The sequence below is a fragment of the Proteus sp. G2675 genome, assembly GCF_963886535.1.
Classification (GTDB): domain Bacteria; phylum Pseudomonadota; class Gammaproteobacteria; order Enterobacterales; family Enterobacteriaceae; genus Proteus; species Proteus mirabilis.
In genome coordinates this window covers 1-25,535 of record NZ_CAWPCB010000007.1, presented here as the reverse complement: position 1 = coordinate 25,535, position 25,535 = coordinate 1, and the positions used below count along the sequence as shown (strand labels likewise).

The 25,535-nt window shown below is 40.7% G+C and carries 29 protein-coding genes; 1 reads left to right on the top strand and 28 read right to left on the bottom strand.

Translation table 11 applies throughout. From position 1 onward, the window contains the following. The 11 genes from AACQ49_RS01605 to AACQ49_RS01555 form a co-directional block, all read right to left on the bottom strand. Window positions 1-2,931 (bottom strand): host specificity protein J (locus AACQ49_RS01605; protein ID WP_161778853.1); only part of this gene is annotated, 2,931 nt, incomplete at its 3' end. A 51-nt stretch (window positions 2,932-2,982) separates the two neighbouring features. Continuing rightward, window positions 2,983-3,570, bottom strand: a complete 588-nt coding sequence (locus tag AACQ49_RS01600; RefSeq protein ID WP_004245938.1) for a tail assembly protein — start codon at window positions 3,568-3,570, stop codon at window positions 2,983-2,985. Continuing rightward, a complete protein-coding gene (locus AACQ49_RS01595; protein WP_161778852.1) occupies window positions 3,567-4,277 on the bottom strand; it encodes a C40 family peptidase in 711 nt (236 codons plus the stop codon). Before AACQ49_RS01595 ends, AACQ49_RS01600 begins: the two co-directional genes overlap by 4 nt. Next, entirely contained in the window at window positions 4,274-5,017 is a 744-nt protein-coding gene (locus tag AACQ49_RS01590) for a phage minor tail protein L (protein WP_004247517.1), read from the bottom strand. The genes AACQ49_RS01595 and AACQ49_RS01590 overlap by 4 nt, the downstream gene beginning before the upstream one ends. Further along, on the bottom strand, window positions 5,014-5,355 hold the full coding sequence (locus AACQ49_RS01585) for a phage tail protein (RefSeq protein WP_004247516.1): 342 nt from the start codon (window positions 5,353-5,355) through the stop codon (window positions 5,014-5,016). The genes AACQ49_RS01590 and AACQ49_RS01585 overlap by 4 nt, the downstream gene beginning before the upstream one ends. Window positions 5,356-5,716: 361 nt before the next feature. Next, window positions 5,717-6,007, bottom strand: coding sequence for a hypothetical protein (locus tag AACQ49_RS01580; RefSeq protein ID WP_004245945.1), 291 nt, complete (start codon window positions 6,005-6,007; stop codon window positions 5,717-5,719). Window positions 6,008-6,018: 11 nt separating this feature from the next. Continuing rightward, complete coding sequence (locus AACQ49_RS01575; RefSeq protein ID WP_161778851.1) at window positions 6,019-8,949, bottom strand: phage tail tape measure protein; 2,931 nt, start codon at window positions 8,947-8,949, stop codon at window positions 6,019-6,021. A gap of 60 nt (window positions 8,950-9,009) precedes the next feature. Beyond that, window positions 9,010-9,831, bottom strand: a complete 822-nt coding sequence (locus AACQ49_RS01570) for a zinc ribbon domain-containing protein (protein WP_004245947.1) — start codon at window positions 9,829-9,831, stop codon at window positions 9,010-9,012. 123 nt (window positions 9,832-9,954) lie between these two features. Next, window positions 9,955-11,097, bottom strand: a complete 1,143-nt coding sequence (locus AACQ49_RS01565; RefSeq protein WP_113977025.1) for a hypothetical protein — start codon at window positions 11,095-11,097, stop codon at window positions 9,955-9,957. Between the two features lie 122 nt (window positions 11,098-11,219). Then, window positions 11,220-11,978 carry a BRO-N domain-containing protein gene (locus AACQ49_RS01560; protein WP_161778850.1) on the bottom strand — a complete coding sequence of 253 codons (759 nt, stop codon included), beginning with the start codon at window positions 11,976-11,978 and terminating at the stop codon, window positions 11,220-11,222. Between the two features lie 74 nt (window positions 11,979-12,052). After that, window positions 12,053-12,625 carry a BRO-N domain-containing protein gene (locus AACQ49_RS01555; RefSeq protein ID WP_102086814.1) on the bottom strand — a complete coding sequence of 191 codons (573 nt, stop codon included), beginning with the start codon at window positions 12,623-12,625 and terminating at the stop codon, window positions 12,053-12,055. Between the two features lie 325 nt (window positions 12,626-12,950). Here AACQ49_RS01555 and AACQ49_RS01550 point away from each other — a divergent pair, with 325 nt between their 5' ends. Then, complete coding sequence (locus tag AACQ49_RS01550; RefSeq protein WP_102086815.1) at window positions 12,951-13,664, top strand: helix-turn-helix domain-containing protein; 714 nt, start codon at window positions 12,951-12,953, stop codon at window positions 13,662-13,664. 72 nt (window positions 13,665-13,736) lie between these two features. Here the strand turns inward: AACQ49_RS01550 and AACQ49_RS01545 are convergent, their stop codons facing one another. From AACQ49_RS01545 to AACQ49_RS01465, 17 genes are all read right to left on the bottom strand, one after another. Then, a complete protein-coding gene (locus tag AACQ49_RS01545; protein ID WP_102086816.1) occupies window positions 13,737-14,015 on the bottom strand; it encodes a DUF1799 domain-containing protein in 279 nt (92 codons plus the stop codon). Between the two features lie 26 nt (window positions 14,016-14,041). Continuing rightward, on the bottom strand, window positions 14,042-14,347 hold the full coding sequence (locus AACQ49_RS01540) for a phage tail assembly chaperone (protein WP_102086817.1): 306 nt from the start codon (window positions 14,345-14,347) through the stop codon (window positions 14,042-14,044). A gap of 51 nt (window positions 14,348-14,398) precedes the next feature. Beyond that, window positions 14,399-15,055: a phage tail tube protein gene (locus AACQ49_RS01535; protein ID WP_161778849.1), complete on the bottom strand. Its 657-nt coding sequence runs from the start codon at window positions 15,053-15,055 to the stop codon at window positions 14,399-14,401. 44 nt (window positions 15,056-15,099) lie between these two features. After that, complete coding sequence (locus tag AACQ49_RS01530) at window positions 15,100-15,501, bottom strand: phage tail terminator-like protein (protein WP_049217450.1); 402 nt, start codon at window positions 15,499-15,501, stop codon at window positions 15,100-15,102. After that, window positions 15,498-16,079, bottom strand: coding sequence for a hypothetical protein (locus AACQ49_RS01525; protein ID WP_004245966.1), 582 nt, complete (start codon window positions 16,077-16,079; stop codon window positions 15,498-15,500). Before AACQ49_RS01525 ends, AACQ49_RS01530 begins: the two co-directional genes overlap by 4 nt. A 1-nt stretch (window position 16,080) precedes the next feature. After that, entirely contained in the window at window positions 16,081-16,431 is a 351-nt protein-coding gene (locus AACQ49_RS01520) for a hypothetical protein (protein WP_004245967.1), read from the bottom strand. Window positions 16,432-16,433: 2 nt separating this feature from the next. Then, window positions 16,434-16,913, bottom strand: a complete 480-nt coding sequence (locus AACQ49_RS01515; RefSeq protein ID WP_012367632.1) for a DnaT-like ssDNA-binding protein — start codon at window positions 16,911-16,913, stop codon at window positions 16,434-16,436. Window positions 16,914-16,952: 39 nt separating this feature from the next. Continuing rightward, window positions 16,953-17,186 (bottom strand): Ig-like domain-containing protein, encoded by a 234-nt coding sequence (locus tag AACQ49_RS01510; protein WP_228766817.1) that lies wholly within the window; start codon window positions 17,184-17,186, stop codon window positions 16,953-16,955. 53 nt (window positions 17,187-17,239) lie between these two features. After that, window positions 17,240-18,193, bottom strand: coding sequence for a major capsid protein (locus AACQ49_RS01505; RefSeq protein ID WP_012367631.1), 954 nt, complete (start codon window positions 18,191-18,193; stop codon window positions 17,240-17,242). 13 nt (window positions 18,194-18,206) lie between these two features. Next, window positions 18,207-18,968: a hypothetical protein gene (locus tag AACQ49_RS01500; protein ID WP_036907977.1), complete on the bottom strand. Its 762-nt coding sequence runs from the start codon at window positions 18,966-18,968 to the stop codon at window positions 18,207-18,209. Window positions 18,969-19,079: 111 nt separating this feature from the next. After that, complete coding sequence (locus AACQ49_RS01495; protein WP_012367629.1) at window positions 19,080-20,201, bottom strand: phage minor head protein; 1,122 nt, start codon at window positions 20,199-20,201, stop codon at window positions 19,080-19,082. Beyond that, a complete protein-coding gene (locus AACQ49_RS01490) occupies window positions 20,198-21,568 on the bottom strand; it encodes a DUF4055 domain-containing protein (RefSeq protein ID WP_012367628.1) in 1,371 nt (456 codons plus the stop codon). Before AACQ49_RS01490 ends, AACQ49_RS01495 begins: the two co-directional genes overlap by 4 nt. After that, on the bottom strand, window positions 21,568-23,055 hold the full coding sequence (locus tag AACQ49_RS01485; protein ID WP_049213766.1) for a hypothetical protein: 1,488 nt from the start codon (window positions 23,053-23,055) through the stop codon (window positions 21,568-21,570). The genes AACQ49_RS01490 and AACQ49_RS01485 overlap by 1 nt, the downstream gene beginning before the upstream one ends. Window positions 23,056-23,057: 2 nt before the next feature. Then, window positions 23,058-23,660, bottom strand: coding sequence for a hypothetical protein (locus tag AACQ49_RS01480; protein WP_004247495.1), 603 nt, complete (start codon window positions 23,658-23,660; stop codon window positions 23,058-23,060). 33 nt (window positions 23,661-23,693) lie between these two features. Continuing rightward, entirely contained in the window at window positions 23,694-23,852 is a 159-nt protein-coding gene (locus AACQ49_RS01475; RefSeq protein WP_004245978.1) for a hypothetical protein, read from the bottom strand. Between the two features lie 199 nt (window positions 23,853-24,051). Continuing rightward, entirely contained in the window at window positions 24,052-24,465 is a 414-nt protein-coding gene (locus AACQ49_RS01470) for a hypothetical protein (RefSeq protein WP_237612792.1), read from the bottom strand. A gap of 518 nt (window positions 24,466-24,983) precedes the next feature. Continuing rightward, complete coding sequence (locus AACQ49_RS01465) at window positions 24,984-25,445, bottom strand: lysis protein (RefSeq protein ID WP_012367624.1); 462 nt, start codon at window positions 25,443-25,445, stop codon at window positions 24,984-24,986. Between the last annotated feature and the right edge of the window lie 90 nt (window positions 25,446-25,535).

The window sequence follows — 25,535 nt, the reverse complement described above, 5'->3', positions numbered from 1 at the left end:
CGCTGAAACATTCCCATTCATCCGTGTTTCCAGTGATTGTCGGGCTTTCGCTTCTGCTTGGTCACCCGAGACCCGCGCTTGTTTCTCGGCGGAAATGAGTCCTGCGGTCACTTTCGATAAATCATTGCCAGTATAATCACCACGAAGTTGAGTAGCTAAGGATTGCCGTTGTTGCGCTTCGGTTTTATCACCCTCAATACGTGCTTGTTGCTCTTGTTTAATTGCGGCAGCCTGTGCTTCTGTTGCCGTTGAAACTTGGTTCATCCGCTCAGCCAGTAATTTTCCTGCCTCCTCCCATTTTTTTTCACTTTCTTCAATCGTTGCTCCATGCCTCATCAACTCAGATAAAATCTTGTCATGATTTATCCTCATCAACTCATGTAATTCAGTAATATCGATTTGGTTAGCTTTACTGTTAATTTCACCCAATAAGTCTTGTGCGAGTTGGTCTCGGCTGATTTGCCCCGCTAATTCATCAAGAATAATACTAGCATCAAACTCAGATTCTCCCAGAATAAACTCAGTCCATTCGGAATGATTACCTATTTTATCTACCAGTCTTGCTCTAAAATAAAACGTTAAACCTGCTGATAACCCTGCCATTTCATAGGTTTTTGAGGGATAAGGAACATCAGATAACAGCATCAGACCTTCACCATTATTGGTTTTGCTGTACTGAATTTCCGTTTTTAACGTATCACTGGTGTTTTCACCAAATTCCCAGCCTAACTTAATGCCAAATACGAGCGGTGAAGCTCTAAAGTTTACAGGTTTAGGCGGGCTCCCTACTTTTCCTGTCAGTGTTGTTTCTGGCGCATTAGTCCATACACTGGATATTTCAGACGCATTTATCGCACGAACTCTCACCTGATAACGACCAGCATAAATGCCATCAACTTCAAACCCACATGTTGATGTTCTTGGCATTGATACCCAGTTATTATTATCTCTCCGCCATTGAGCCTCATAGGTAATGGCATTATCAACTGCATCCCAATCAACACGCAGAGTAATAAATGAAATACCTTGATTAACCTGAGAATAGGATGATATACGAATGTTTTTAGGTGGTGCTTGCACACTCGGTGGAACAATGGTGATTGGACGCTCACCTATTCTTGCGCCAGAGTCAATGTGATCGTAATTGCTTGGGTTATGGATTGCGCCAGTAATAGTGTATGTATTATCGCCATTATCAGTAATATTAACGACCCGATAAAGTTGTAATGTTAAATCATCAGCATCAACTGTCCAAACTGCGTTTTTCTCTGGTTCCTGTGAGTACTCCGTTGAAATTGTAATGATATTATCAGCAACCAGTGATACGGTTCTTCCCTCTGAGCGCCCGTTTGGCAGATTAACAATCAACCTATCACCTGCTTTAATATTGGCTCTGCGATCAAGTGTTATTTTTCTGCCTTCTACACGCGATATACGTCCACCATTATCTCTTCCAGCCAATGTAGAATCGGCAACAGCAATGATATGACCAGGAGAAGGTATTGCCCCCTCTAATCCTGTCGCAAAACTAATAACTCTGTCGTTAGCATTGGTGAGTAACGCCCAGCGACCTCTACGGTTAGCCTCCGTCTGTCGAGTGCAACCTATCGCTGATATTTCAGTTTTGCGTACTCCGTAACGACGCTGTAGTTTAATATCGGCCACAGCCTCAATCGCATCATTACTGTGGTTATTGGTGTCTGTGTAGGAAACTAATGCTTGTGTATATCGATTTTGCTGACTACCTCCTGAATAGGTAGGCTTACCTCCAACAATATTGGCATTAGTAAACGTTCTAAAAATACTATCTGGCATATCAGCGACAACATTAACCTTGTTATCAGCCCAAAATGTCATACCACGAAAAATAGCCGCTATATCTCTCAGTACTTGGTATGCCGATTCTTGCGATTGAATATAAACATCACACAGGAATCGAGGCTCCTTACCATCACCACCATGCCCATCGGGTACCAATTCATCACAATATTGCGCAATCTTATACAGGTCCCACTTTTCAACCTGAGAAGACTGGATCCGGTCACCACAGCCGTAGCGATTATTGAGTACTAAATCATAAAATACCCATGCCGGGTTATTGGTTGCTGCAAGTTTAAAGGTGCCATCCCATACGCCTGAATAGGCCCGATTAATCGGGTCATAATTCGTGGGCACTTTGATAAGCAAGCCACCTTTTGGGCGAACGCTAATTTTAGGGATGCGATTATTAAATTGACGCGCATTGAAAGTAATAAACAATAGGGCCGTATTTGGATAACGCAATTTAGCATCGATAACATCAGTAACAGCAGAGATAGTAACCTTATCAACAATTCTGGCTGTATTCTGATTCTTAGTTAATCGTCGGACACGGATCTGCCAACCTGTATTTGCCTTGGGTAAGTCAATGCGGTGTGTTCGCTGGTATTCGCTGGTCGTTTTACCATCAAAAGCAGACTTTAATACTTCATTATATCCAGCACCATCTGTAGATAAGTCAATAGCATATTCAATTCTATAGCCTGTAGTATCCCCGTTATCGTGTTGTTGAAACAATTGAGGAACAGATAGTCTAATGCGCACAGCAGATAGCTGAGTGTTATTAATGCTCCGCACATAGGGCTGATCGTCTTTTAATTCCAACCCTACCGATGTTTCGCTATCTACTGATGGGATACCCTGAATGTATTCTTGGTGTTCACTACCCGGTCTAAATTCCCAAGTGACACCCTCAAAATTCTTAGTACCGTCCGCATTGCCAATCGGTGTATCATCAAGAAAAATACGAGTATCGTCTAAGCCACCAGCAATTTCACCTTCTGAGATAGCCAATAAAATCTTAGCTGTTGATTCAGAAAGTAAGCTATCTGGTGATTCCGTGGGCGTATGTCCGCCACCGCCACCACCTTTTGCACCATGAATTAATTCCATATTTCACCCATAAAAAAAGCCACATAGTGGCTATTCTGAAATTCGTTTATGTTATTGCTGATCTTCTGTATAAATACCTGCGGAAATGATTGCCCCACCTACCTCTCGCCTGTCCAGTCCATAAAGTAAAGGAACTGGATTTCCTTGCGCAGTAGAGTTTACAGCTCCGCCAAAGGCATAAGATGGTTTGTTATCTGAATCTTGCCTCATTGATAGACCTCGCGGTTGGGGTGAAAGCATCTGGTAAACACCACCAAGCGCCACACCAAGACCTATGGCCCCAATCAAGTCACTTGCAAATAAGGCAGTACCCCAAGGAGCAAATGTCGCGACACCGATCATGGCAATGCCCAACATAGTTTGAAAGAATCCTCCTCGTTTACTTCCTTTAATGATTGGTGCTATGCGGATCTCTTCTTTGGTATCAAGATGTAATTCATCTTCAGCAATGTTGCGCTTACCTTTAAATACAGCAAACTCCAGCCCTTTCAGATGTGCATTAGCAAGAAACAGCTCAAACCCATCATAAAGCACAGAGAGTGCCTTAATTGCTTCGCGAGGTGAATCTATATCTAATTTGTGTTCACGCCCAAATTTTGCGCCAAGAACACCATATAGACGTATTGTTTTTAGGCTCATACAAACTCTTTCCTCCGAACAATTTTTACAGTCCTATCTCGCCAATAATCGCTGTAGGGGACCAACCTGCTGAGTTGACCATAAAGATGATGAAGTAACATGCCATTCATAATCACACCAGCGTGATTAGGTACATCGGCTTGCACTTGCATGATAATCATGTCACCTTCTTTTGGTTCACCAGCGATATCAACAAAACCCGCTTTCTCGTAGTTATCCGTATACAGGTTTTCGCCTTCTTCCCACCAATGCCGATCAACGCTGTAGTTATGTAACTCAATACCGTGTTTTTGGTGATAATAGTCCATAATTAACGACCAGCAATCAGCATAACCCAGCACAAAAGGACGTCCTTCTAATTCACGCTCACCTCGAGGGTAAATAATTCGAATATCACCCTCTGGACATGATGCGATCACCCAAGGCAATCCAGTTGCATCACACTGTAATTTATCTATTTCGCTAGGTTGAGTCGTTACACCATCACCACAATGGCTGTGCACAATTGCTATTGGCTCACCCCAGTCCTCAGCAAGAGCGTAATCTTCTGGAGAAAGCTCAAAATGCTCTGTTGGGTTATCTGAAAGATTGCTACAAGGAAAGTATTTTTTAACTCGACTTTTCTGACAGATAACTCCGCAAGCTTCTTTTGGATATTCAGCTTTTACATGTTGAAATATCGATTCCCTTAATTTTTTTGTGATCATCTCGTTAACCCCGCAGCAGGAAACCCTCCGAAATCTAATGGCTCATTCTCACCAAAGCGTTTTTTGCAATCACTAATAAGTCCACCACAACTATCTAGCGCAGGATCATCAACAGGGTTTCCTCTCTCATCAAAATATTTACTCCCTGAATATGAGCACCCATTACCACTACGATAATCGCCTTTCATGCACCAATAACAAAGGTTATGAATTTGTCGAACGGGTATCATTACTCCCTGCAAATCAAACGGGCTAGACAGCTCGAACTCTACGGATTCGCCAGCCACCTCATTAGTTTTACGATCGATGTAATAAACTTGTTTAAAGCATTCGTCTGGATTAGCTGTTGAATTTCCCTCAGGAAAGTTTTTAGCATCAAGATAGTGAGCAAATGTCTCATAAATAGTTACTTTGGCTTGCACCATGTCGTCAAACTGAAGACATAGAGATGAAATTAAGCCATCTATATTGGCAACCTTTAGAGATGGTCTCGCTGGACTACCATCACTATTTTTTGCCATTCCTTCAACTTCGTAAGGCCATGCTCCGTATTCATTTCCTTGCCACCAAATTGGTTTTGGCTTGATAACACCATTAGATTTCTCTATTTCTTCCGGTGTGTGAGGTAAGTTATAAGCATGGAAGCGAAGAATAGGGCCATCAAACCCACTACCATCCACCTCAATTAATTGAACCTTATTACCCGGCTCTAATTTTTGTACATCTGCTGTGATATTCATGCGCTAAATGCCTGTTCAAACGTAGCTGTCAATTTCATTACTCCATCAGAGATGGGGAGCATCGTTATTGAATCAGCTTTAACACGATAAAGCCCTTTTTCACCAAATGGAGGCGTCCAAATAAATGATTTTGCTGTGTGTCGCCGAATGAATTTAAAAATAGGCATCACCTCATCTTTTAGTCCCATATAAGCAAATGGCCACGTTTGAGATTCTGGATTAATACCATCACCAGCAACTTGTTTGTAACCATCTCCAAATTCAACTTCTTTAATGCGATGCTTGAACTCACCGCTTGGCGAATCTTGTATTTGTGTTCGCCATTTAAACTCTTCCATTGGTTACTCCAATAAAAAAGGCGATACAAAGCCGCCTGATCAAATATCAGGATATTAATAAATATCCATTAGGTTATTTTATATATTCAGCCCAGAGAAACTTACCGAAGGAATGGCTGACTTACTTCGATGGAGAATTGAATATGTTAGTTAGTGAAATGGCAAAAGACATAGAGGCCCTTCAAACACGTACTCTTGCTTTAGAGTATATAATTCAAGTAATGATTAGGAATATGTCTGATATTGAAAAAAAAACTTATTAGTGAATTAAATAGAGTATCGCATGATAGTCCTGTAACTATCGAGGCGTTTGGTATCATTCAGTCACATTTACATAATTAGTACCATATTATAAAGGCGGTTACTGTGCCGCCTTTATGCGATCTATCATGGTTCTTGCATATTTTTCCGCTCTCCCCATAAATGAAGCAAATGTTTCATTTGGGTTATAATCCTCTGTGTACTTAAATTGTAACTTTGGTTCTTCATCTGGGGTATTATTTCCCACTATCTCCATTACTGTAATTTCTGACGTTAATATAGGTTTTTCACTTATTTTTATGGCCCCAATGCCATATCTTTTTACATCCCCTGTAATTTCCACTCCTGAAAATTTGTTTGATAACAATGGGAACTCTACTTTGATTTTCATAACTACCTCTCTTAATTGCCTTTGATTGTTCTTGATAATGCAGATGCTGGGTTTCTAAGTAAATTGTTAACCCCACTTTCCACCATTTGCTGGAATTCACGCTTTAATGATGAAGCATTGGCTTGATTACTTGACGGCTGTTGCTGTTGTCCATTTTCAATATTAATATCTCCTAAATTAATCTGTACGTTTCCACCACTAGCAATTTGAGGATTGCGAGCGATAAATGCTGTTGGCTGTGTAACCGACATTGGCGCTGAACCACCGACATGACCACCTGAAGCATAACCTCGCTTTCCTGCATCCATTAGTCGATAAAGGTTGGCAATACCTAATCGTTGCGTTGCTTCCTTGGTAAAGACGAACTCGCCTTTATGTACTACACCCGCTGGATCATGTTTTCCACCATCGCCTGTATAACCACCACTTGCAAATCCAAAGAAATTACCTACCGCACTACCACCAAATGCCGCTTTCATAGCATTTAGCATAGCCATCTGCATTAACATCTTGGTGGTCATTTCTAAGAATGAGCGAGTGAAGTCAGCAAAATTAGCTTTGCCCGTCAATACAAAATCAGAGAGACTGTTACTCATGCCCTGAAATGCTGATTGACTAATTTGAGCTACGTTACCGTAAACGTTTGTTGCCTGATCTTGGAATTCAGCAAAGCCTTTCTTAACGCCTAACTCCCAGTTAGCACGAATAGCGTCTTCTTCAGCGTACCATTCCTTTAATTTGTCCTTTTTTTCAGGAGTGTCAGCTTGATTTAATGCGCTTTCTCTTTGTTGCAATCGGCTAGATAGCCCTGCTCCTTCCCTCAATGCTTTTATTTTTGCATTAAGGTTGTCCATCCATTTGTTCTGTTGGTCTAGCTCTCTATTTTTTTGCTTTTGAAGCTCAACATCATCACCAGCTATGGCCAATGCTTCTTGAGAAGCAAGAATGTAGTCCTTTTTAGCAAGCAACGCCTTTTCGTCCTTGGTTAACTGTCTTGTTTTCTGAGCCTCCTCAAGGATTGATATTTTCGCCTCCATATCCCACAGCTTTTTACGCTCAGAGCTAATCACATCACTGACTGTTTTATGCTCTTTTAGCACCTTCAATTGTGCTTGCAGGGATAGTAGGGCTTGATTTGCTGATTCGTCTACTCTAGTACCATAATCTGGTCGGTAGGTTGGGGTTTTAGATGTTCTATCTTTAAATTTATTATTTATATTTTGTACTGCTAACTTCCTTTTATCTTCAGTCCAAAATTCAGGGTCTCTTCTAACTTGCTCCCATAGCTTATTTAGGGCCGCTGTTCTTTTTTGAGCGTTAGTTGCAGTATCTTCTAATAATTTATTATATTCTCTAATTGATTCTTTTCTTTTTTCATCCGCCTCCTTGGATTTGTTTTGTGCTTTTTCATAACCTTCATGAGAAGATACGACGAAACTTAAAATCTTTTGTTGCTCCTTTAAGTTGCGAATCATATTTTCTCTTTGTTCTTTGGTTCCATGCCAAAATCCAGCATTTTCCCATTCTTTTATTCTGTCGTTTATCTCAGCTAACGCCTCCGCATCGGAAAGAGGTTTACCAATATTTTTTAAAGCATTTCCTGCATTCTTTATTGCGGTTGCAACATCATTCCATGCTCTCTCTAATGAACCTATATTTTGATTCATAGATCTAGTTCTTCTATCAGTTTCCTCTGACAGTTTTTTAATTGAAAACTCAGAAGCTTCTTGTGTTTTTCCTGCTATTTCTAATGACTTAATGTGCTCGTATTCAGACGCAGTCAACAAATGCAATGTTTTATCTAATTCTAAAATAGCATTTACAGGATCATCCTTTAGCCTCTTAAATTGGTTTATTGTTTCATCTATTGATTTTCCGGTGGATTGCTCCATTTGTGCTGCAGCCCTTGCCACCAACAAAATCTGGTCTCCTTGAAAACGCCCACTACCCACCACTTTAGTTAGAGCTGAGGCCATGTCACCCTGAGTAATCCAGTTCCCAACTAAAGTTTTAGATAATTGATTTAATTCATAGGCTGTTTTGCCAGCGTAACGTCCCGTCATTATCAATTGCTTATTAAACTCAGCAAATTCTTGAGATCCTTTATAAGCAGAGTAAGCCAGGGCTAGTGATGCAGTTGTTGCTGTTGCAATAGCAATCTTTGTTGGAGTAATTATCGATGCAAGCGCCTTCAACGAGTTTCCAATACCACCAAATGAGTCCTTTATCTGTCCACCTTGTTGTATCATCACCATCCAGACTGGCATTCCTGATGCTAATGACGTAACAATATCTGTCATTTGGGCTGGCAATTGCCGCATAGCGTTTCGATATTGGTCAATGGTGATTGAGCCATTCATAAAGGCTTTTTCTTGCTCTTTTAGCCTGTTGATCATCGGCGCAGCTTGTTGCGACACGCCAAGTTGAGCCGCTTTTAACTCTAAAATCTCTGTCCTCGTTTTGCCTATAATTTCAGTTTGATTTTTCAGTGAATTTAAAAAATCATCAGCAGCTTGCTTGGCTCTATTTGTTGTCGCCTCTTGAGCTAATAGCGCCCGCCCTTCAGCCGTAAGAGACATATTAACTCGTGTTAATTTATCTCTAGTCTGCTCAAGTATGGCGTTATAGTCTGCAAACTGATCCTTTGGTAATATCCCTTTTTTATTTGCCTCTATTAATTTTTGAGTGGCTTTATCAAGCGCATCAAATGCTTTATTGGTTGGATTTATTGAATTTAATAAGTCATCAAGTTCTTTCTTTTGCCTCTTTATCGCGTCGGCTGCTCTCTTTTGATGATCAACCCCTCTATTAAACTGGTCATTTAAATTTCGCGAAGAACCGCTTACCTTTTCTGCCGTATCGCCGAATTCCTTTAACTTTTGTGTGCCACGCTCCAGATCTGACGTATCAGCCTTTAATGATATTGTTGCTATATCTGCCATTTAATTTCCTCCAGATATAAAAAAACCACCCGAAGGTGGCTTGTTTGTGAATATTCTCTATTATTTACCATAAACAAAATGATGCAGATTGCTCATAAAATCTCCCCTAACATCGCTAGGTATAGATTTCATTGCCTTAGATATCTCATCGTTAAAATCAGTGAATACATCGTGACCATAAGGCAACTTAGAAATTAAATGTTCAGCAAACTTCTTAATTTCATCCTTATTTATTCGATAATTTCCATTATCTATGGAAATAAATCTATAATGTAATTCCTCTAATTTGTCTGATTTTATAAATGAATCTAATATTAATTGACTCACCTTGTCTCTAAACTCTTTTTTTATTTCTTTAGGTAGAAGTGACTGAATTGTTTCAATATTAAACTTCTGTCTAGCTAGCAGTGCTTCACCGGAAATATCTTCATCCTCAAATTTAATCCGCTGAACAAGTTTAGCCAATTTTTCATAATTTAGAACAGCTTTTCCGGATGAAGTATCGTACAGTTCTGTTTGATCATAATTAATGGCATTGAATTTTATTTTTAAGTTAGTCTCTTTTTCTTTCTGTAATCTTTTATGTTCTGATAAATCACTACCACAATGCTTACACTTAATAGCTTCGTTACTTATGAATTCCGCACAGAATGGACATTTAACTTGGCCTGACTCAATTGATCTTCTACCACCAAATATGACCATCATTAGCCCGCAAAAAATAACAAAACAGCTAATTAGAATATAATTCTGCCTTTGCGCCATCAGCCCGAAATTATTTACCCTACCTCCATAGCTAGTTGCCACACTGACATCCATGTTAAAAGCGGCAAATGCTGCCAAAATACCTATAACAAGCAATCCCCATCCGAAACCTTTCATGTAGCCCTCACTAAATTTTTACTTATTCATTTATGATAGCTCGATGTAAATGCAAAACAAAGCAAACGTTAGGTGCAAAAAAAACCCGCCGATTGGCAGGGTTAGTTGATGTTTGATTTAAAATTAAAAAGAGCTTTTTTTATTTTCTTCTATTTCCTTAACACATTCTGGATTGTTAGCGAATGTGTACTGAAGGAAGATATACCCATTCGATCCGCTATCCGCTCTCGCCTCAACAGCTATACTACTCAGTTCATTTTCTTTCATGTTGTCATTTTGCTCTTTCCACCTAGCACTTAAATATCTTTCTTGCTTATACAACCCCATCATCCAGTCTTGAGGGTTCCGCCATATAGATCCAGATAAAAGAATATCTTCTTGTTTTGGTTTTCCATACAAAGATTCCAAAGTATTAACCAACCCATTGAATTCCTGCCGTAACGGCTGTCCGTAACTGTTTGTTTTTATATCATTACCAATAGCTCTTATCTGACATAAACCAACTGTTGGAGAGATAACTAATCCAAATGATGCAAACTCGGAGTTTTTTTTAGGTGAGCTGTTCGTTAAGTATAGGTTTTGCTCATCATCAACAAGGCGTATCTCGCCAGTTATCATTGATTCAATGTTTTCTCTTGTAAGTCCAATCTTAAACCCAAATGGGCCTGATTCCGGCGGGAGCATAGATTGCTTTTCATTATCTGATTTAATATTTTCTTTTGTATTTATCTGGGAGTTATTGTTGCTTAATTGATTATCATAGTTAATTGGTGCCAATCCATATTTAGCAGATAAATACTTTTGTTGTAACGTAGCTAACGTTTGCTCTTGTGTTGCTATTGTTGCTAATTTCATTGATAGAATTAATCCACCAGAATATTTCTTAGCTTCGTTTTTCTCGCTTTCAATTTCTTTTTTAATTTGATTTATTTCCGCTTCAAGTTTATTTGCTAGATCTTGGTTTGCTTGGGTTTGCTCTATAACAATGTTAACTTTAGCTCCAGACTCAAGAGCATTTATCCGTTGCTGTAAAAGAGCCTTATTCACCTCTAAAACTTCAGTTTTTGCAGTAATTAGAGATTTTATTAACCCGCCAGAATACAAATTCTGCTCAGATTTAGATTCTGATATGTCATTTTCAACCTGTGATAACTCTGATTTTAAATTATTTACTAGTTCAATATCTTGAGGTGATAACTCTTTTTGACCACAACCAGAAATTAATAATGAACCAATAAAAATCGCCAAAACTGTTTTTTTCCTCACAACACCATCCTCGTTAGTTAATTTGTTATTAGTTTAGCTGTTTGTGATGCAAAGAAAAGCAAAAAGCCTCAGTTAAGAGGCGTGGTGTGTGATCTCAAGCAAGCCATCCTTGGCTTGGGTGATTAAGCTACCTCAGCGCCATGAATGGCGTGTCGTAATGCTTTTACTCCATTGTCGTTATATCTGAATGCTTCAACCTGTTTTGATGAATAAGCAGATTTATCTAAGAAATATTTCCCATATTCCTCTGTTTTTAACCCATGCTTATTAGCCATGCGACCAATTTTATTGGCAGATACTTCAAGCATTTCTCCAACTTCACCAGCTGTATAATATTTTTGTTCAAGTGCCGGCAAAGGAACGGCTTCAAACCCAACAATCGGATTGACGATATTAGCTGCTACACATTGCTTTGCTTCATCACTCAAGTTAGGCATTAAGTCGAATAAGTTAGTAATAGCATCAACCGACATTTTCAGCGTTCTTGCTTGGCGGTATTCAGGTAAACCTGATTGGCTTTTCTTGATTGAGTAACTACCTGTTTCCATAATTTCAGGTAAAACTTGCTCACACACCCAATCTTGGACATTTTCGGCTGATGGTAATTTACTACGCATAATCAAACGGAACATGTCAGCTTGCCCTGCTAGCATTACCCCTTTTGGTCTGTAACCAAGTCCTAATTCCGTCGATTCGCCGGAATCAAGTTTAATCAATGACTTACAGTGTTTTCTCAAGGCATCATGAGGATCTGAATAACCAAGAGACTCTGCTAACTCAACCGCTAAAAACACAGGCTTACCTTTGTATTTTAAACCTGAAACGGTCACTAATTGTTCGTTGCTTGACTTATAGTTAAAAACTCGAATACTATTACTCATAAATATACATCCTATATTTTAGTTTAAGATGAGCCGATAGTTACAGCTATTGGCTTTTCTGTTTTTAGTGCCTATCAATGTGTTAACCTCTTAAGTTGTTTTGTCTTAGCTATTCCTTTCATGTGTTGTGAATACATTAAAAACATACTCATTGTTGAATTGAGATGTTTTGCCATTTTCGGATCGAAGTTTTCCATATCCTTTCTAGCCTCATCCCATGTTGTACAAATCAGACTTAATCTTGCTAATAATCCGTTTGCACTTACCGAACTATCTTTTTCTATTGGTAAATCTTTCTTGTCAGCTACTTCTCTATCCAGAATATCCAGCACCCATTTACGGAATTCTTTAGCTATTGGAGTAGATGCAAACATTGCGATCAGGTGAGCGCCACGAAGTGAGTAAACTCTGACCAATTTATTACGTAAACTATTGTTTATCCCGTTGAACGTCATATTGACGGTCATTGTCATAGAGTCCGTAAACTCATCTGAATTACGTGAGTACAATTTACTTACACTATCAGTACGGCTATACCCTAATACGTGTGCAATTTCAGTTGATGTTAACCACACTTGACCATCTTCAACGATTGGGTTGAATGTGAAGTTCTGGAAAGTTAAGTCTGTTTTAGCTACAATGTTCATGTCATTTATTCCTTAGTGGGTTTATTTGGCAACTGGCCTCAGTTGTTCGCGCAACTGGGGCTTTTTTATCGAATGCGTACTTCACCTTTTTCTTCTAATTCCTTCAAAAGATTAAGTCGATACAAGACTTCACTATGTAGAGTTCTAAAACACTGGTCTGCTGATTTAGATATGTAGGCCTTAAGATCATCTGGCATGCGTAGTTGTATAGGGTTTATTGTCTTGGTGTTCTTCATCATGTATCCTCATAAAATAAAACATCAAGTTCATATTACTTCATGAATAAACAAACATCAACATACTTCATGAAGATTTAGGAGAAATAATGAGTCAACATGAAGATGGCTTTCCTCAAAGACTATTATCAGAAAGGTCTAGGCAGAACCTAACCCAGCAAGAACTTGCAAATATGGTTGGTATATCTCAACGTCAAATAGCTGCTTATGAAGCTGGAGAGTCTAAACCAAGGATAGGAACTCTAATGAAGTTAGCAAATGCTCTTGACGTTAGTTTTATATGGCTTGCTAGCCACTCAATAGATATTGGTGATATTAAAGTTATTGGAATGAAGGATAAACCTGCTGATAGAGATGCTATTTCCATACCTTTAATAGATATTGATAAAGTCATACCTTGGCTTAGAAATGAAATGTATAGAGAAAGTATTCAAGAGTACATTTCCGTAGGGGGGGATGTTAATCCTGGTTCATTTGCTGTTATTCAAAAAGATTCTGCAATGAGTCATATTAGCAAGGAAGGGTTTTCATTCCCCATTGGATCAATAGTTATTTTCGATCGCCAGAAAAGCCCCGCTAAAGATGGTGACTTCGTCCTAGTTATAATTAATCACAAATGGTCTGTATTTAGGCAAATATTTATTGGCAGTAATGAGTGTAATCTCATTCCTTTAGATAATCGGCATCCAGTAGAAAAAATATCTACGGAAAGTATAGAAAAATGCAAAAATCTAGTTATACCCGCTGTAAAAGTTATTTTCGATTTACCAGCGTTACATAGAGATAACGATACCAGTAAATAAAACAAAGGGCACGGATGCCCTTGCTATCCTCTCTTCCTACTCACCAATCGACGCTTACCACTTATCGGTTCATTATTGTGACCTCTTGTGCATTACCTCTAACGCCTTAGCCTCCATAATGCGTAGGTCACTAAAAACGGTCGCTCTATCTTTGATGTTGAGTAAGTCCATTATTTGGTTTAACGGGTTGTAATCCAAGCCAGTGATACCATTCATGCCTACACGCCACTGTGTATTCATAGCTGAAAATACTTGATACGAATCCCAAACATCAGGCCACACCTCAACATCATCAATATCAGGCGGAAAGCCAAAAGCGCGCTCGAACTCAGCCAATTCTTTTGAACTCATTCCGCCATACATCGCCTCGGCGACCGTTAGGAGTTTTTTTCGCGGTTACCTAGTAGCTCGTTGTAATACGTTGATGAAATAGCGCGAGAAGCTGATGGGTAGTTATCTAACAATATGTTTAAATTTTCTTTGTTATATGGTTCTTCGATCGCCCAGTCAGCAATAATCAGCTCAAAGAACTCAGAAATCGGTTTTTCTCGCATTCCATCAAGCTCACTTACTGAGTGATGTTTAAATGTGAATGTAACTACTTCTGGCTTTTCTTTGCCGGCAACAGGAATTTTAACGTTAGCTTTGAAGGTTGGATTTGGGACGAGTGTAAATTTAGGCATTATCAGTCCTTAAAAAGCCCCTGTTTCGGGGCTGTTGTGAGTATTTATTGATTAAGATGCGTTGGTATAAATCTGCATTTCAGATTTAAGTGAGAATCGCGCTGTTACGTTTTCAACTTCGTTGATAGTAGTGTTTGGCACACGCTGGAATGAAATTGAAGCTGTGTAATAGCGATCTTCTTCTGCGCGTTTATTGAAGAATCGGATTGCAGTAACTTGCTTACTGTCGTCCAATTTTGTTAGCAATTTACGGATAGGCAGCTTAGCATCGTGAGCAAAGGTATAAACCTGTACAACACCATTTTTATAGGTATCGATAGTTTCTGCCTGCTCATCTTCAAGAAATTGAACCTCTTGAGTTTGCTGTTCCCCACCTTCGGTAGACAGTGTCATTACCTGTGGCATGACTTCCCATGATAGTACTTTCTTTAATGTTCCTGTACCACCACCTACAGGGAATACGTTTTTATCACTGGTATCTACACCCTCTAGGGTGACTTTAGATTCAATAACACTTGCAACACGGAACGCGCCAGAAGCTTTCTTCCACCCAGATGTCACATGCACAATATCGCCTTTTGCAATGTCGCCCACGTCATCAACTGTTAGTACGGCTTCTTCGGCATTAGTTGCCTCGGTAATTTTAATTTCGTCATCGTATTTACTTGCGACGTAAACACGCGACCCATTAGGAATGTTATAGGCCATTGTTAACCTCTATTTTAGGTATAAAAAACCGCAATTAAGCGGCGTTATCGGATTGCGTTACATCGATAGGATGCACGAATAGGAATGGTATAATTTGTTTCATCTGAAATTGGAGGGAACTGGCTAGGCTCTCCGTTAATGTAGACTCCCTCCCCTAATATTAATCCGTTCTCCAATCTGGCTTTAACGTCATCAACAATCGTTGAGAGTCGCGAGTCTCCACCCCCTACTTTGCCAACCACGTTAATTTGAATAACACCACGATAAACAGGCATATCCTGAGATAACCCAATATTATCCGTTTCTACTGGCATGATATGGAGTTGAAGATAGGGATCGTTAATATCATTAAAAGGAAGATTGGGCCATGCGATTTTAAGATTTAAATCCTTGCCAATGCTCGCCACCAGCTTTCGTATTTCAGTATTAATTGTCGACTGATTCATGATTTAGTTTCCGATACGGCAGAGTTGAAAAACTGACTAAATTCCTCAGCAGTCACAGCAACCATACCGTTAGGTGCTTGTTTCGAATGCCCCATTTCAAGGCGGTAAGCATAAGGCACATTGTTTGTGAAATAGATAGCTTTCATTCCTACCTTAAATTGTTCAATAACAACGTTGCCTAACGCCTTTGTCATATTGCCTGACTTATCTATGCGCCCCGTCTCGCCTTCCGCTGGGGCATCAAATGACACCTGCCAATTACCTCTAAACCGCCCCCCTGTATAACCAGGAGGAACATAAATATCCATAGAGTCATTAACACGAACACGCTTTTTTAATTGACGTCGCTTTGGTGTTAAATTATTAGGATCTTGTTTTAGATATTCATTATGTTCAAAAACTGCTTTATTGTAGTTTGAGGCAACCCTATTAACTTCCCATAATTCAGGATTTCCAACAGGTGACATATCAACAAGCTTCGCTAATATTTTAAACCCTGTATTTTTGACAACCGTTTCAATATTTGCGTTAGATTTGTCGATAAAGATATTAATCGACTTCATGAACTGATCTGACATGTCACGCCCTCAGTTGAGACTGATAGCAGATAATAATATCAGCGGGTTTAACAGGGTTCGGTTCATGAACGCGCAACCAAACGCCATCGACAAGCACCTTATCCCCTTTCTGAATATCAATATCTGGAGGAAGTATCATTTTAATATCCGTAGAGAGAATAAGCGTGCCATCGATTTCGTAAGGTTTATATTGCGTTTTTACCCCGACAACAGAAAATAACGTTTCTGGCTCAAAGTGTTCCTGCCCCTCATCATCAACCCAATGCTTACCATCACGCTTAGCCTGATAGGAAACGCCATATTTTTTCAACATCCTTAATGCTGTACTCTGCCCACGTTGATAAATGTTCATGGCTACCTCATTGCAAATGTATTAATGGCAAATCCATCCGAGACATCAATCAAGCCAGACAATAAACCTTTTAACCAAGGAAAGTTTGGTGCGCCAGTATTAGTGCCTTCGGCATATTGCACAGTAATAGCGCCCTCAATTCGCTCTGAGGTGATTTCAGCGCCTAACGTGGGCTGTAGGTCATTTTCTACTGATTCAATCGCTAAACGGCATTGAGCTTGGATTAATTGCTTTGGTATCTGATCGCTTGGGATGGCAACACCGTCGCGAGATAGCCCTGAGCGAGGGAAAGATAAAGGTTGATTTAGGTTAGTTCGTTTACCTAACCATTTTTGCGATTCAAGATAATCCATCGCCGTAATTAGTAATGCCTCTAATCCACTATCTGCCAAAGTGATATTTCTATCCTCAGCGTATTTCTTCAAATCATCCACACTTGCGTAGCTATTAAATATTGGAGAGTTCTTATCAGGATCAATCATGCTCACCTCAAAAAAAAGAGGGGCACAAAGCCCCTTAAATTACTCGTCTGGAGAAGTTTTTTCTGTGAATGTAATTGCATCAGTATTTTGTGCAACACCATCAACAGTGGCTGTGACAATAAATTCACCCTGTGAATCAGAAGTTAATTTCACTGTCGCACCACCAGCTTTGCCCGTCTTAGATGAAGTAACGCTTAATTTGCCACCTGTTGTAGACCAATTAACGGTAGCTCCTTCGACTGGAGAGCTGCCCTTGGTGTAATTAAGAGTGATCGTTACTGTATCTGTACTGTCAGCGATAGCGGACGTTTTATCCGCTGACAGGGTTACTTTCCCTCTTCGGCAGTCAGTTTAATCATGACGCCAGCGGTTAATTTGTTGCTAGTGAAATGCTTCTTCCAGTTACCTGCGGTGCCTAACTGTGTTAAATCAGGGTTTTTTCCTTTTGATTCATCCCAGCTATAGCCCAGAACGCCAACGTTAACCACGCCTTCACCACGATAACCAACTTCCAAGTTCTCCTTGTCATTGATTTCATAAGATCGGAAAGTCGGCTCTTGGGATTCAGTGATAGTCACAGCACCCGGCACTAAACCAAAGATGGCATCTACTGGCGCTGTATCCGTTACCAGCACAGGCTTACCTAATGTGCCTGGCTGTCCACCGTAGATAACCACACCCGCTTCTTCATACACTTTGTTGTCAATGGCCTGATCAACAATATCGAAGTAGGTGGTTGAGTGCATAACAAACAGATTTACGCGGTTGAACTTATCACCATATCTGCGTAAACCTTTGGTCAGTGTTTTCTTGCCATCTGTCGCAATATCCGCAGTCACCACCATTTCTTTGTTATTGCCAATAGCGGCACCTAAAGCAGCTAAAGAGTATTTGATATAACCCTCTAGTGAAGCATCTGCCGCATCGGTACCCACTAACTCAGAGAACTCCGATACATCACGGCCACGGCGTTTAAATGCTTCTTCTGTCGTTGCATAAGGACCATATTTCCAAGGTGCTTTTACATCAACAGATTCGCCCGCGCCGATTTTTTTGTTCTCTACAGATGCTGTGGAGTTTACATCACGATGCTCAATCGAACCGCCGATCTGATAAAATGCACGCTTACGGAAGTCCCCCTCAATAAAAAGGTTATCCAGCACAATTGCGCCGTTTGATGCCTGATTAAATACTGCTAAATTATCTTGACGGCGTTCTAAAAACGCAGTTTGTGCTAAATCGTTATAAATTACTAAATCATTATTAGTCATCGTAGCCATTACTTATATTTCCTTACTCTTTTGGAAGTTTTAAATATGCGTCACGCCCGTATCGGCGAATATAATCAGCCTTGTCACTGGCGGACATTTGAGAACGTTTAAAATGTGCACCACCTTGTTTATGTTTCCCTGCATCTGTACCAGAGGCTGCGGGGAATAAGTGAGGAGCACTTTCTTTTAGGGATTCAATCCATTCAATAGGTGATAATGGCGTGCGACCATCTTTGCCCATGATTGGATTGCCATCTTCATCAACGGCTACGGCCTGACCTTCATCGTTGATCTGAAAAATGCCTTTGGCACGTAAAATTAAATCTTCTTGAGCGCTGGTTAATGCACCCGCTTTCCCTGCTGCAGAACGAATTTCATCGCCTAACACACGAGCACGGAATTTATTTGCAAACGCCTCTGCCTTTTCAGCTTTAGAGCTTGCTTCTTTTAACTTCTTGTCGAAATCACCACGCAAACGCTCAGTGCGCTTATTGAGAACCTCGTCAATCTTGCCATCTGCAATGAGCTTGGCTTCTTCGTCATTCTCAAAGCGTTTAAGCATGCCCTTCACAGTGTCTGGGTCAATGCCTTCAAAACGTTTCAGGTTATCGCCTTGCTCTTTGAGCTTGCCTAGCAACTCACTGTTTTTAGCCTTTAGCCCTGAAACCTGCTGGTCGATAATAGCTTGAATTTCTGGAGTGATTTCCGGTGTTCCACCACCTCCACCTTGCGAACCATCATCAGCCTGTGAATAATATTTGCGTTCGATATTCATAAATAACATGTGATTCCCCTTGGGATTAGATGCGCCTAGCGCGTTGTAATAACTCAGCCCTGAGCTGAGTTTAGGTAATAAAAAAGGCCACCGAGGTGACCTTGTTAAATGGTTTATTGATTAGCTATATCCAGCCTCTCTAAATGCATGCCCATCTATCTCTCTAAGTCGCTCTAGTGAAATAAACTCTCCCTTATCGGTATAAAACTCAGAAGGATGCATACCGCCCTCTTTCATTAGTCTGAATCGCGTTTCTCCGAAAACTTGACGCTGTCGCCATTCAGGTTGCCGTTGTATCCAATCAAGAAAATTGGTATCTGCTGGCACCTGCCCGTCCATTGAGGCACGAGTTCCTGCGTCCATCTCATCTAAATCGATACCTAATTCACGCCACGATTTGGTAACCAGCGTTTCTGTTGAGCGGCAATTGAAGTGGATTTTTCCGGGGCCTTGTAGATAAGGAACTTTATGACCAATAGGCTTACCTTCCAGCGTGTATCTCAACCTATCCCGAATAATGCAATCGTGAGATGTTTTATTATCGAGGGTAGATAACCATTGTTTACAATCAAGAATGTCTTTATTGGCATCAGCAAACTGATCTCGCGCTGTTGCTTGTAAATGGCTAATGGCCGTTTTAGCTATTGTCGTCGCATTAGCTCGGCTTAGTTGCAATACGCCATCCTTATAACCTTGGTTTGCATGTCCTCTGATTTTACGTCCGATTTCTACCGCACTATCACCATTTAAATAACCATTCCGAACAGCGTTATTTATGCGTGTCATGCGATCTGATTCTAATCCATCAGCCCATTCAGAAAGTAATTTCCCTTGAAATGGGCGAGACATGACTGAGGAAAATAGCATTTCCTCTGTAATGCTCATTAGTGGATATTTGCGTAGAACAACATCAGGTAGTAGAGCATCAAACAGTGATGGGTAGTAGCCAGCCTCATATAATGCATGCGCTCTCATTTCTTCTGTTAACAATGAAAAAGCACTATCAACTGCACGCTTATTAATACTTCTAACGCTGGACAGCAACGACTCCAATCGCCTTGCAGTGAAACTATTAACATCGATGGAGGTATCATCTAAAGACACTATAAGTGAAGCAGTTAATTCAGCATCAAACTCATTAAGTGCCTTTATCATGCGTCTAGCCACCCCTGTAGAATAGCGACCAGAAAACAGGGAGTGAGCAATCAATTCATCCATTAACCGCTCATTCACTGATCTCATGTCTCACCTACCATTGTCGGCTCTTGATTATTAAGCTCATCCACCACCACATCAACATCATCAGCGGGGTCGATAACATCATATTTCTGCAAACTTCTCACTAAGTCAGATTTACGCGTTGCGCCAGATTGCCATGCTGCGACGATTTCACGGATCATCGAACTATCGGCAATGTGATTAACGAGGTCTTTGTTAATCTCAAACGAAATGCCTGCAGTATCTAAACCTAAGTATTCAGCACACCATATTAGCGATTTACTGCATGCATCGGAAACATTAGAGCAACAGATGCTCAGGATAGAGGTTTGTGCGTTCTGTTCACCGACAGACTGAATAACCGTTTTAACTTTGCTATCAGCAGAAACCAATTGAGCACCGAGCGCAACCATATAATCGCGTTTACTGTCCATTGCTTCTTTTGCCAGCATGTTAGGTTGAGCCTGAGCGTAACCAAAGAAACCTTTTTCTGGCAACATAATTGGCGAGCGAGAACCAACCATAACGCCTTTCTTTTCTAGATAGTCACGCCATTCTGTTCCTAGCCCACCTAGATAAGGTTGTATTTGCCCACAGAAGAAAACAGAATCTTCATAATCAGCAGAGTTTCGATAATGCCCTAGGTTGATTTTTGCCAATCCTAGAAGTGGGGCTTCATCAATAGTGTGATCATTATTCTGTGCACCAATAAATGTAAATGGAATTTCATTCCACACACCGTTACCAGCACGCGCAGGTATATACTCAGAAGAAATTTCAAAAACGCTACTTCCACTGGGCTTGCGATAGACACGACAGACAAACTTACCTTCTTCTATCGACAATACACGGTATTGAACCTCATCCTTAAAACCAAACCCGTCCTCTTCTTCCACCGTTTCACGCAATACCACCAGCGTTAACATCGTGCGCCCATTAATACGAGCTGTACGCCAGTTAATGATGTCTTCAGCACGATATTGGAATATGTACGGGAGTTTCGAATCACTGTTGTAATCAACATACAGACCATGCCGACCGACTTCCAATACTGACTCAAGTGAAGACTGAGCCAATTGATAGATACTTGAACCCGCCCCGTCAGCATCGTCTTTTAAACACGACAGCTTTTCGACGACAGCAACTAAGGGATCTTTTTTAAATGCCATCCCTATCATGCCGTTGCGAGTATTGCCCGTTATTGGATAGAACACCGCACGGTCTTGATAATCTTTATTGCGCTTCTTTTTACGCTCACTATCTTGCTCTTCAAGCTCAGGAAGATAGCTTTTTATATCTTCACCACCTCGACAAACAGAGCGCACTAACTCCCACTGAGGAGCAGCCGTTTTATACTCCGGTCGAGTGAAATCTACATTTGTTGTACTCATCAGAAGGTTGTTCCTAGGTTAATTTCGAATGCTGGGCGCTTGGTATTTCTTCTGCTCACCGCAAAATATCTAAATCCATCAGCATCATGTGACGTGTAATCGTGAAGCGGTTTATCTTTCCAACAGCCCCGCTTGTCATCCCACTCTTTGCGATAAGCTTCTAGATGAGCAATGCCTTCACTGCATTTGTGTTCATCGAACACGCAAAGTGGCAGAATTTCACGTACTGCCTCGATACCTTCATCGACTGAAAGCTTTGGCACCACTTCAAATCGGATTGAGTAAATTTGTCCGTCTATTTCGTACCCTTCACGCGCTAATTCACGTCGTGATTTCGCATCAGAACCAAACTCACGGTTATCGATATCATGAGGGCCATTGTGACTTGCATATGTGTAGCCTTTGTCTTTTAACACTTTCATGTAGTGCCGTAGACCTTCACCACTGTTTGAGTAGTGATCAATGACATGGAACTCTTCGCCCACTTCACGAATAAACCAAATTGATGTTGAATCACCGACGCCAATATCCCAGTACGTGTGAACCGGTAAGTGTGAGTTATCAGGAAGTGTGCCAATGCGTTTATTTTCGTACAGGTAGCGGAATTGCTTAGCGTAGTAAGCGCCTTCAACCGATTGTTGGAATGCCTCAGACGGTATTGACGGGTATTCCCGTTTCATATCGTCGCCAAGCGTTTTCTCTTTGGCGTAATACCATGCTTTCTGGCGCTCGTTTAATTGAACACCATGTTTGCTGGCTATCTCATCAAAGTAATCAACTAACCGCTGGGGTAATGGCTCAACAGGGTTAATGGCATACTCTGGATTCTTCCACCATGAGAAGAAAAAGAACTTCCAGTCTAGGTTAGAGAGAGTCTTATTCTGAATTTGCGCTTTCTCAGCAGACTGGCAATAATCGAAGAAATAACCTGCTCGACCCTCCGCTGTGCTTTCAATCGTCGTGAAACAATCGCTTGATACCGCCTCAAATGCGCCAGTGACAATCTCACGGGCTTTCTCTGGATACTTAGCACATATCTTACCGAACTCAGAAACGTGCAAATAACGGAGCGTACCGCCACGAAATGACGTGCTGATATAAAGTGACCCACCTTTACTAAAAACCAACTCACCAGACGCGTCATTACTTGCCGGGTTAGCCGCTTTGATTTCATCAGGTAACTTTTCATAGGCATACTTTATCTTTTCCCTGAATAGTCGCTTAGCATCGTTAAGTGTGTGGGCTATCAATGCACATTTAGCCGCCTCAAATAACGCTGCGTCTAATTGGATAATGCAGACTTCTGTAGTAAAGCCAAGCTGACGAGCTTTCAGGATAATGTTTCGCGTGTGCATCCCTTCAAAATATTCGAGTTGCTCAGGCGTCATTTTAAATCGAACAGGCTTACCTTCTTTGTTTGTGATCCAGTAGAGGTGATTCAATCGCCAGAGCTTATCTCTTAATAATGCAAGATGTTCTGGCTTCATGATTATTCCTTAGATAAGTCGTCCATTAGTTCTGATAGCTGACTAGCTGTCTTATTCGGCTGAACATCATCAAGGCCGTATGCTTGACGCTCAAGCCCAACCAAGTTTTTGAGTGTTTCACTTAATGCTTTGGCTGACTTAACGCGCTCAGGGAGAGATATGATTGAATGATAAATTTCATTGAGTTTATCGCGTCCGTTATCATCAGGACTAAACATTAACTCGCCAAGTTTTCTTAAGGCTGGCACATCAGCACATTCAGCAGATAGTTCATCAAATAAGTTGTTGGTTAATTCTCTAGCCCTTCGAATATCGCCTCTATGCTCCATGCGGACATTAGCGATAACCTCGGCATTAGCCTCAATAAGTTGCCGTTCTGAAATAGCCTTTTCGGTGGCAACCAGACTGGCAACCTCCCTTTTGGCAACCAAGTTTTCAGCCCTAGCCTTAACCTTTGCCTTTAAATCTCGCTCCCATCCTTCTTTCTTGGCACGCTTACTTATCGCCTGATGGGTTATCTCGTATTGAGAGGCTATTTCCCTTATGGACATCACGCCAGCTCGGTAAGCCGACTCGATGGCCTCCCAATCTGGTCTTTTAGCCATATCCATTCCTTAAATAAAAAAGGCCGCTAGGGCCTATTTGGTTTTCTGTTTGTTGACTAACTTGCCTAACTCGCGCTCGACGATTTCAGCAACTATTCTCCCATCATCAACTCTTCCACAGTGTAAGTATTCAAGTGATTGCTGTAATTGACGATAGAGAATGGATAAGTTTGCTTTTTCTTGTTTGGTCATACTTTCTCCTTAGCGAACTTACTCGCCCACACTTTGGCAATATGTAAGCAGTCGTCAAACATTCGCCCTTTTCTACTTGCTTGAGAGCTTCGGCGATAATGATCTACCGCCATGTAACTTGCTCTACGACAAACAGGTAAAGAAAAGCCGAGCTTTTTTAACTCGGCTAGTACGTTCTGCTCTATGAATTGTTCGTGGTTCATGCTGGCTCTTCTCCATCTGGAAATTCGCCCATATCAGGCAAGGTTAATTGTGATAGTTCTTTAATTGCCTTCTTCGCTTTGCGTATTTTCTTTAGGTGACGCTTGCGTAAATTCATTAAGTCACTACCTTTCCTGCCAAAGTTCTCGAACGACCAGTTATCGGCTGCTACTAATCTATTTTGCATCTCATTGATAGTCAGGGTTTTAAGCTCATTCATGTCAAGGTTTGCTAACCCTGTTTGTGGTTTTGACTCTTTTTCAGCTAGATCAAGTAACCATCGACGCAAGGATTTCGCTACATCTGTATTAGCTAACATTCCGATTAGATGTGCACCTCTAACAGAGAAGATCCTGACCTTTTTCTTACGTAAGTTGTTGTTTATTCCATTGGTCATTGTTTCAGTGACCATTGTCATATCATCAGAAAACTCGTCTTTGTTGGCGTTATATAGATTGGTTACTGACTTCTCATTTTTGTATTAGAGTAGCTTAGCCATCTGAGAGCTGGTAAACCAAATCTTATTATCACCATTATCAAATGGAGTAATTTCATTACCTTTGAAAACTAATGATTTGCTCATGGTGTAAATCCTTATAGAAAAGCGAACCTGTTCACCAGAAATAACCGCCCCACAGAAAACACCATTAACGGTTTTTCTCAGGTTCGACTTTCTGTAAGGTTCTGTGAGTGTTTTTAATTGCGCGGTGAATGCACAGAATGAAATGCGTAGAGTTCGCAGCTTAGCGATACACTGCCAAGCCACTTCTAGTCTGTTCCTAGCAGTCAAGATATGATCACTCTCCTTAATGGATAAACGACTTATCTAATTGCTGATATATATATTTACTTAAGCTATACTAAGTAATTATCACTATACTTTGATTAATATCCTGTTAGTTTGCCCATGCACCCATGCTGGGCTTTTTTTTATTCCATGCATTCTTGTTTGATATAATCCTGCAACCCTTTAATCATCTGTTCTGACTCTGCAATTCGCTCTCTGAGTAACCAATAATTTCGGATAGCGGTGTCAGTAGGTCGGGCGGTGGTTGCATAAGCCAAGCTGGTGGAGGGAGTGGTTTTGACTTTGGGGCACTCGGCTTTGATGTACACCCGCTCTGGATGACGCTCACTAATATCACGCAAGTGACTAATTTCATTCTTAGCATTCGCTAGCTCCTGCGTATATTGAATATCCAACTGATTTAATCGCATTATGCGTGCTTGATAGTCAGTATTAATAGACTTCTGTTCTTCGAGAGCCACGGCCAGTTTTTTGTTGATATCTGTCAGTGAATTAATCCTATTAGCTTGCCAGTTAATCACCCAATAACTACCCACGATAATGCCTACCATCGCAATGACGGCATAGAGTTTTCCGTATTTCATGATTAGTACCGATGATATGAGAGTGCAATCTGACAGCGCTTTTCTAAACTCACTTGGTCTTTAGTACATGAGTTATCAATCAAGAGATAA

Coding starts and splice junctions, on each gene's coding strand:
- AACQ49_RS01465 (WP_012367624.1), bottom strand. CDS start 25,445: ATGAAATACGGAAAACTCTATGCCGTCATTGCGATGGTAGGCATTATC.
- AACQ49_RS01485 (WP_049213766.1), bottom strand. CDS start 23,055: ATGAAGCCAGAACATCTTGCATTATTAAGAGATAAGCTCTGGCGATTG.
- AACQ49_RS01590 (WP_004247517.1), bottom strand. CDS start 5,017: ATGAATATCACAGCAGATGTACAAAAATTAGAGCCGGGTAATAAGGTT.
- AACQ49_RS01545 (WP_102086816.1), bottom strand. CDS start 14,015: ATGAGTTCAAAAGAATTGGCTGAGTTCGAGCGCGCTTTTGGCTTTCCG.
- AACQ49_RS01490 (WP_012367628.1), bottom strand. CDS start 21,568: ATGAGTACAACAAATGTAGATTTCACTCGACCGGAGTATAAAACGGCT.
- AACQ49_RS01495 (WP_012367629.1), bottom strand. CDS start 20,201: ATGAGATCAGTGAATGAGCGGTTAATGGATGAATTGATTGCTCACTCC.
- AACQ49_RS01480 (WP_004247495.1), bottom strand. CDS start 23,660: ATGGCTAAAAGACCAGATTGGGAGGCCATCGAGTCGGCTTACCGAGCT.
- AACQ49_RS01530 (WP_049217450.1), bottom strand. CDS start 15,501: ATGAATCAGTCGACAATTAATACTGAAATACGAAAGCTGGTGGCGAGC.
- AACQ49_RS01550 (WP_102086815.1), top strand. CDS start 12,951: ATGAGTCAACATGAAGATGGCTTTCCTCAAAGACTATTATCAGAAAGG.
- AACQ49_RS01555 (WP_102086814.1), bottom strand. CDS start 12,625: ATGAACATTGTAGCTAAAACAGACTTAACTTTCCAGAACTTCACATTC.
- AACQ49_RS01505 (WP_012367631.1), bottom strand. CDS start 18,193: ATGGCTACGATGACTAATAATGATTTAGTAATTTATAACGATTTAGCA.
- AACQ49_RS01585 (WP_004247516.1), bottom strand. CDS start 5,355: ATGGAAGAGTTTAAATGGCGAACACAAATACAAGATTCGCCAAGCGGT.
- AACQ49_RS01600 (WP_004245938.1), bottom strand. CDS start 3,570: ATGAGCCTAAAAACAATACGTCTATATGGTGTTCTTGGCGCAAAATTT.
- AACQ49_RS01500 (WP_036907977.1), bottom strand. CDS start 18,968: ATGTTATTTATGAATATCGAACGCAAATATTATTCACAGGCTGATGAT.
- AACQ49_RS01520 (WP_004245967.1), bottom strand. CDS start 16,431: ATGAACATTTATCAACGTGGGCAGAGTACAGCATTAAGGATGTTGAAA.
- AACQ49_RS01575 (WP_161778851.1), bottom strand. CDS start 8,949: ATGGCAGATATAGCAACAATATCATTAAAGGCTGATACGTCAGATCTG.
- AACQ49_RS01525 (WP_004245966.1), bottom strand. CDS start 16,079: ATGTCAGATCAGTTCATGAAGTCGATTAATATCTTTATCGACAAATCT.
- AACQ49_RS01570 (WP_004245947.1), bottom strand. CDS start 9,831: ATGAAAGGTTTCGGATGGGGATTGCTTGTTATAGGTATTTTGGCAGCA.
- AACQ49_RS01595 (WP_161778852.1), bottom strand. CDS start 4,277: ATGATCACAAAAAAATTAAGGGAATCGATATTTCAACATGTAAAAGCT.
- AACQ49_RS01540 (WP_102086817.1), bottom strand. CDS start 14,347: ATGCCTAAATTTACACTCGTCCCAAATCCAACCTTCAAAGCTAACGTT.
- AACQ49_RS01470 (WP_237612792.1), bottom strand. CDS start 24,465: ATGGTCACTGAAACAATGACCAATGGAATAAACAACAACTTACGTAAG.
- AACQ49_RS01535 (WP_161778849.1), bottom strand. CDS start 15,055: ATGGCCTATAACATTCCTAATGGGTCGCGTGTTTACGTCGCAAGTAAA.
- AACQ49_RS01560 (WP_161778850.1), bottom strand. CDS start 11,978: ATGAGTAATAGTATTCGAGTTTTTAACTATAAGTCAAGCAACGAACAA.
- AACQ49_RS01515 (WP_012367632.1), bottom strand. CDS start 16,913: ATGATTGATCCTGATAAGAACTCTCCAATATTTAATAGCTACGCAAGT.
- AACQ49_RS01475 (WP_004245978.1), bottom strand. CDS start 23,852: ATGACCAAACAAGAAAAAGCAAACTTATCCATTCTCTATCGTCAATTA.
- AACQ49_RS01580 (WP_004245945.1), bottom strand. CDS start 6,007: ATGAAAATCAAAGTAGAGTTCCCATTGTTATCAAACAAATTTTCAGGA.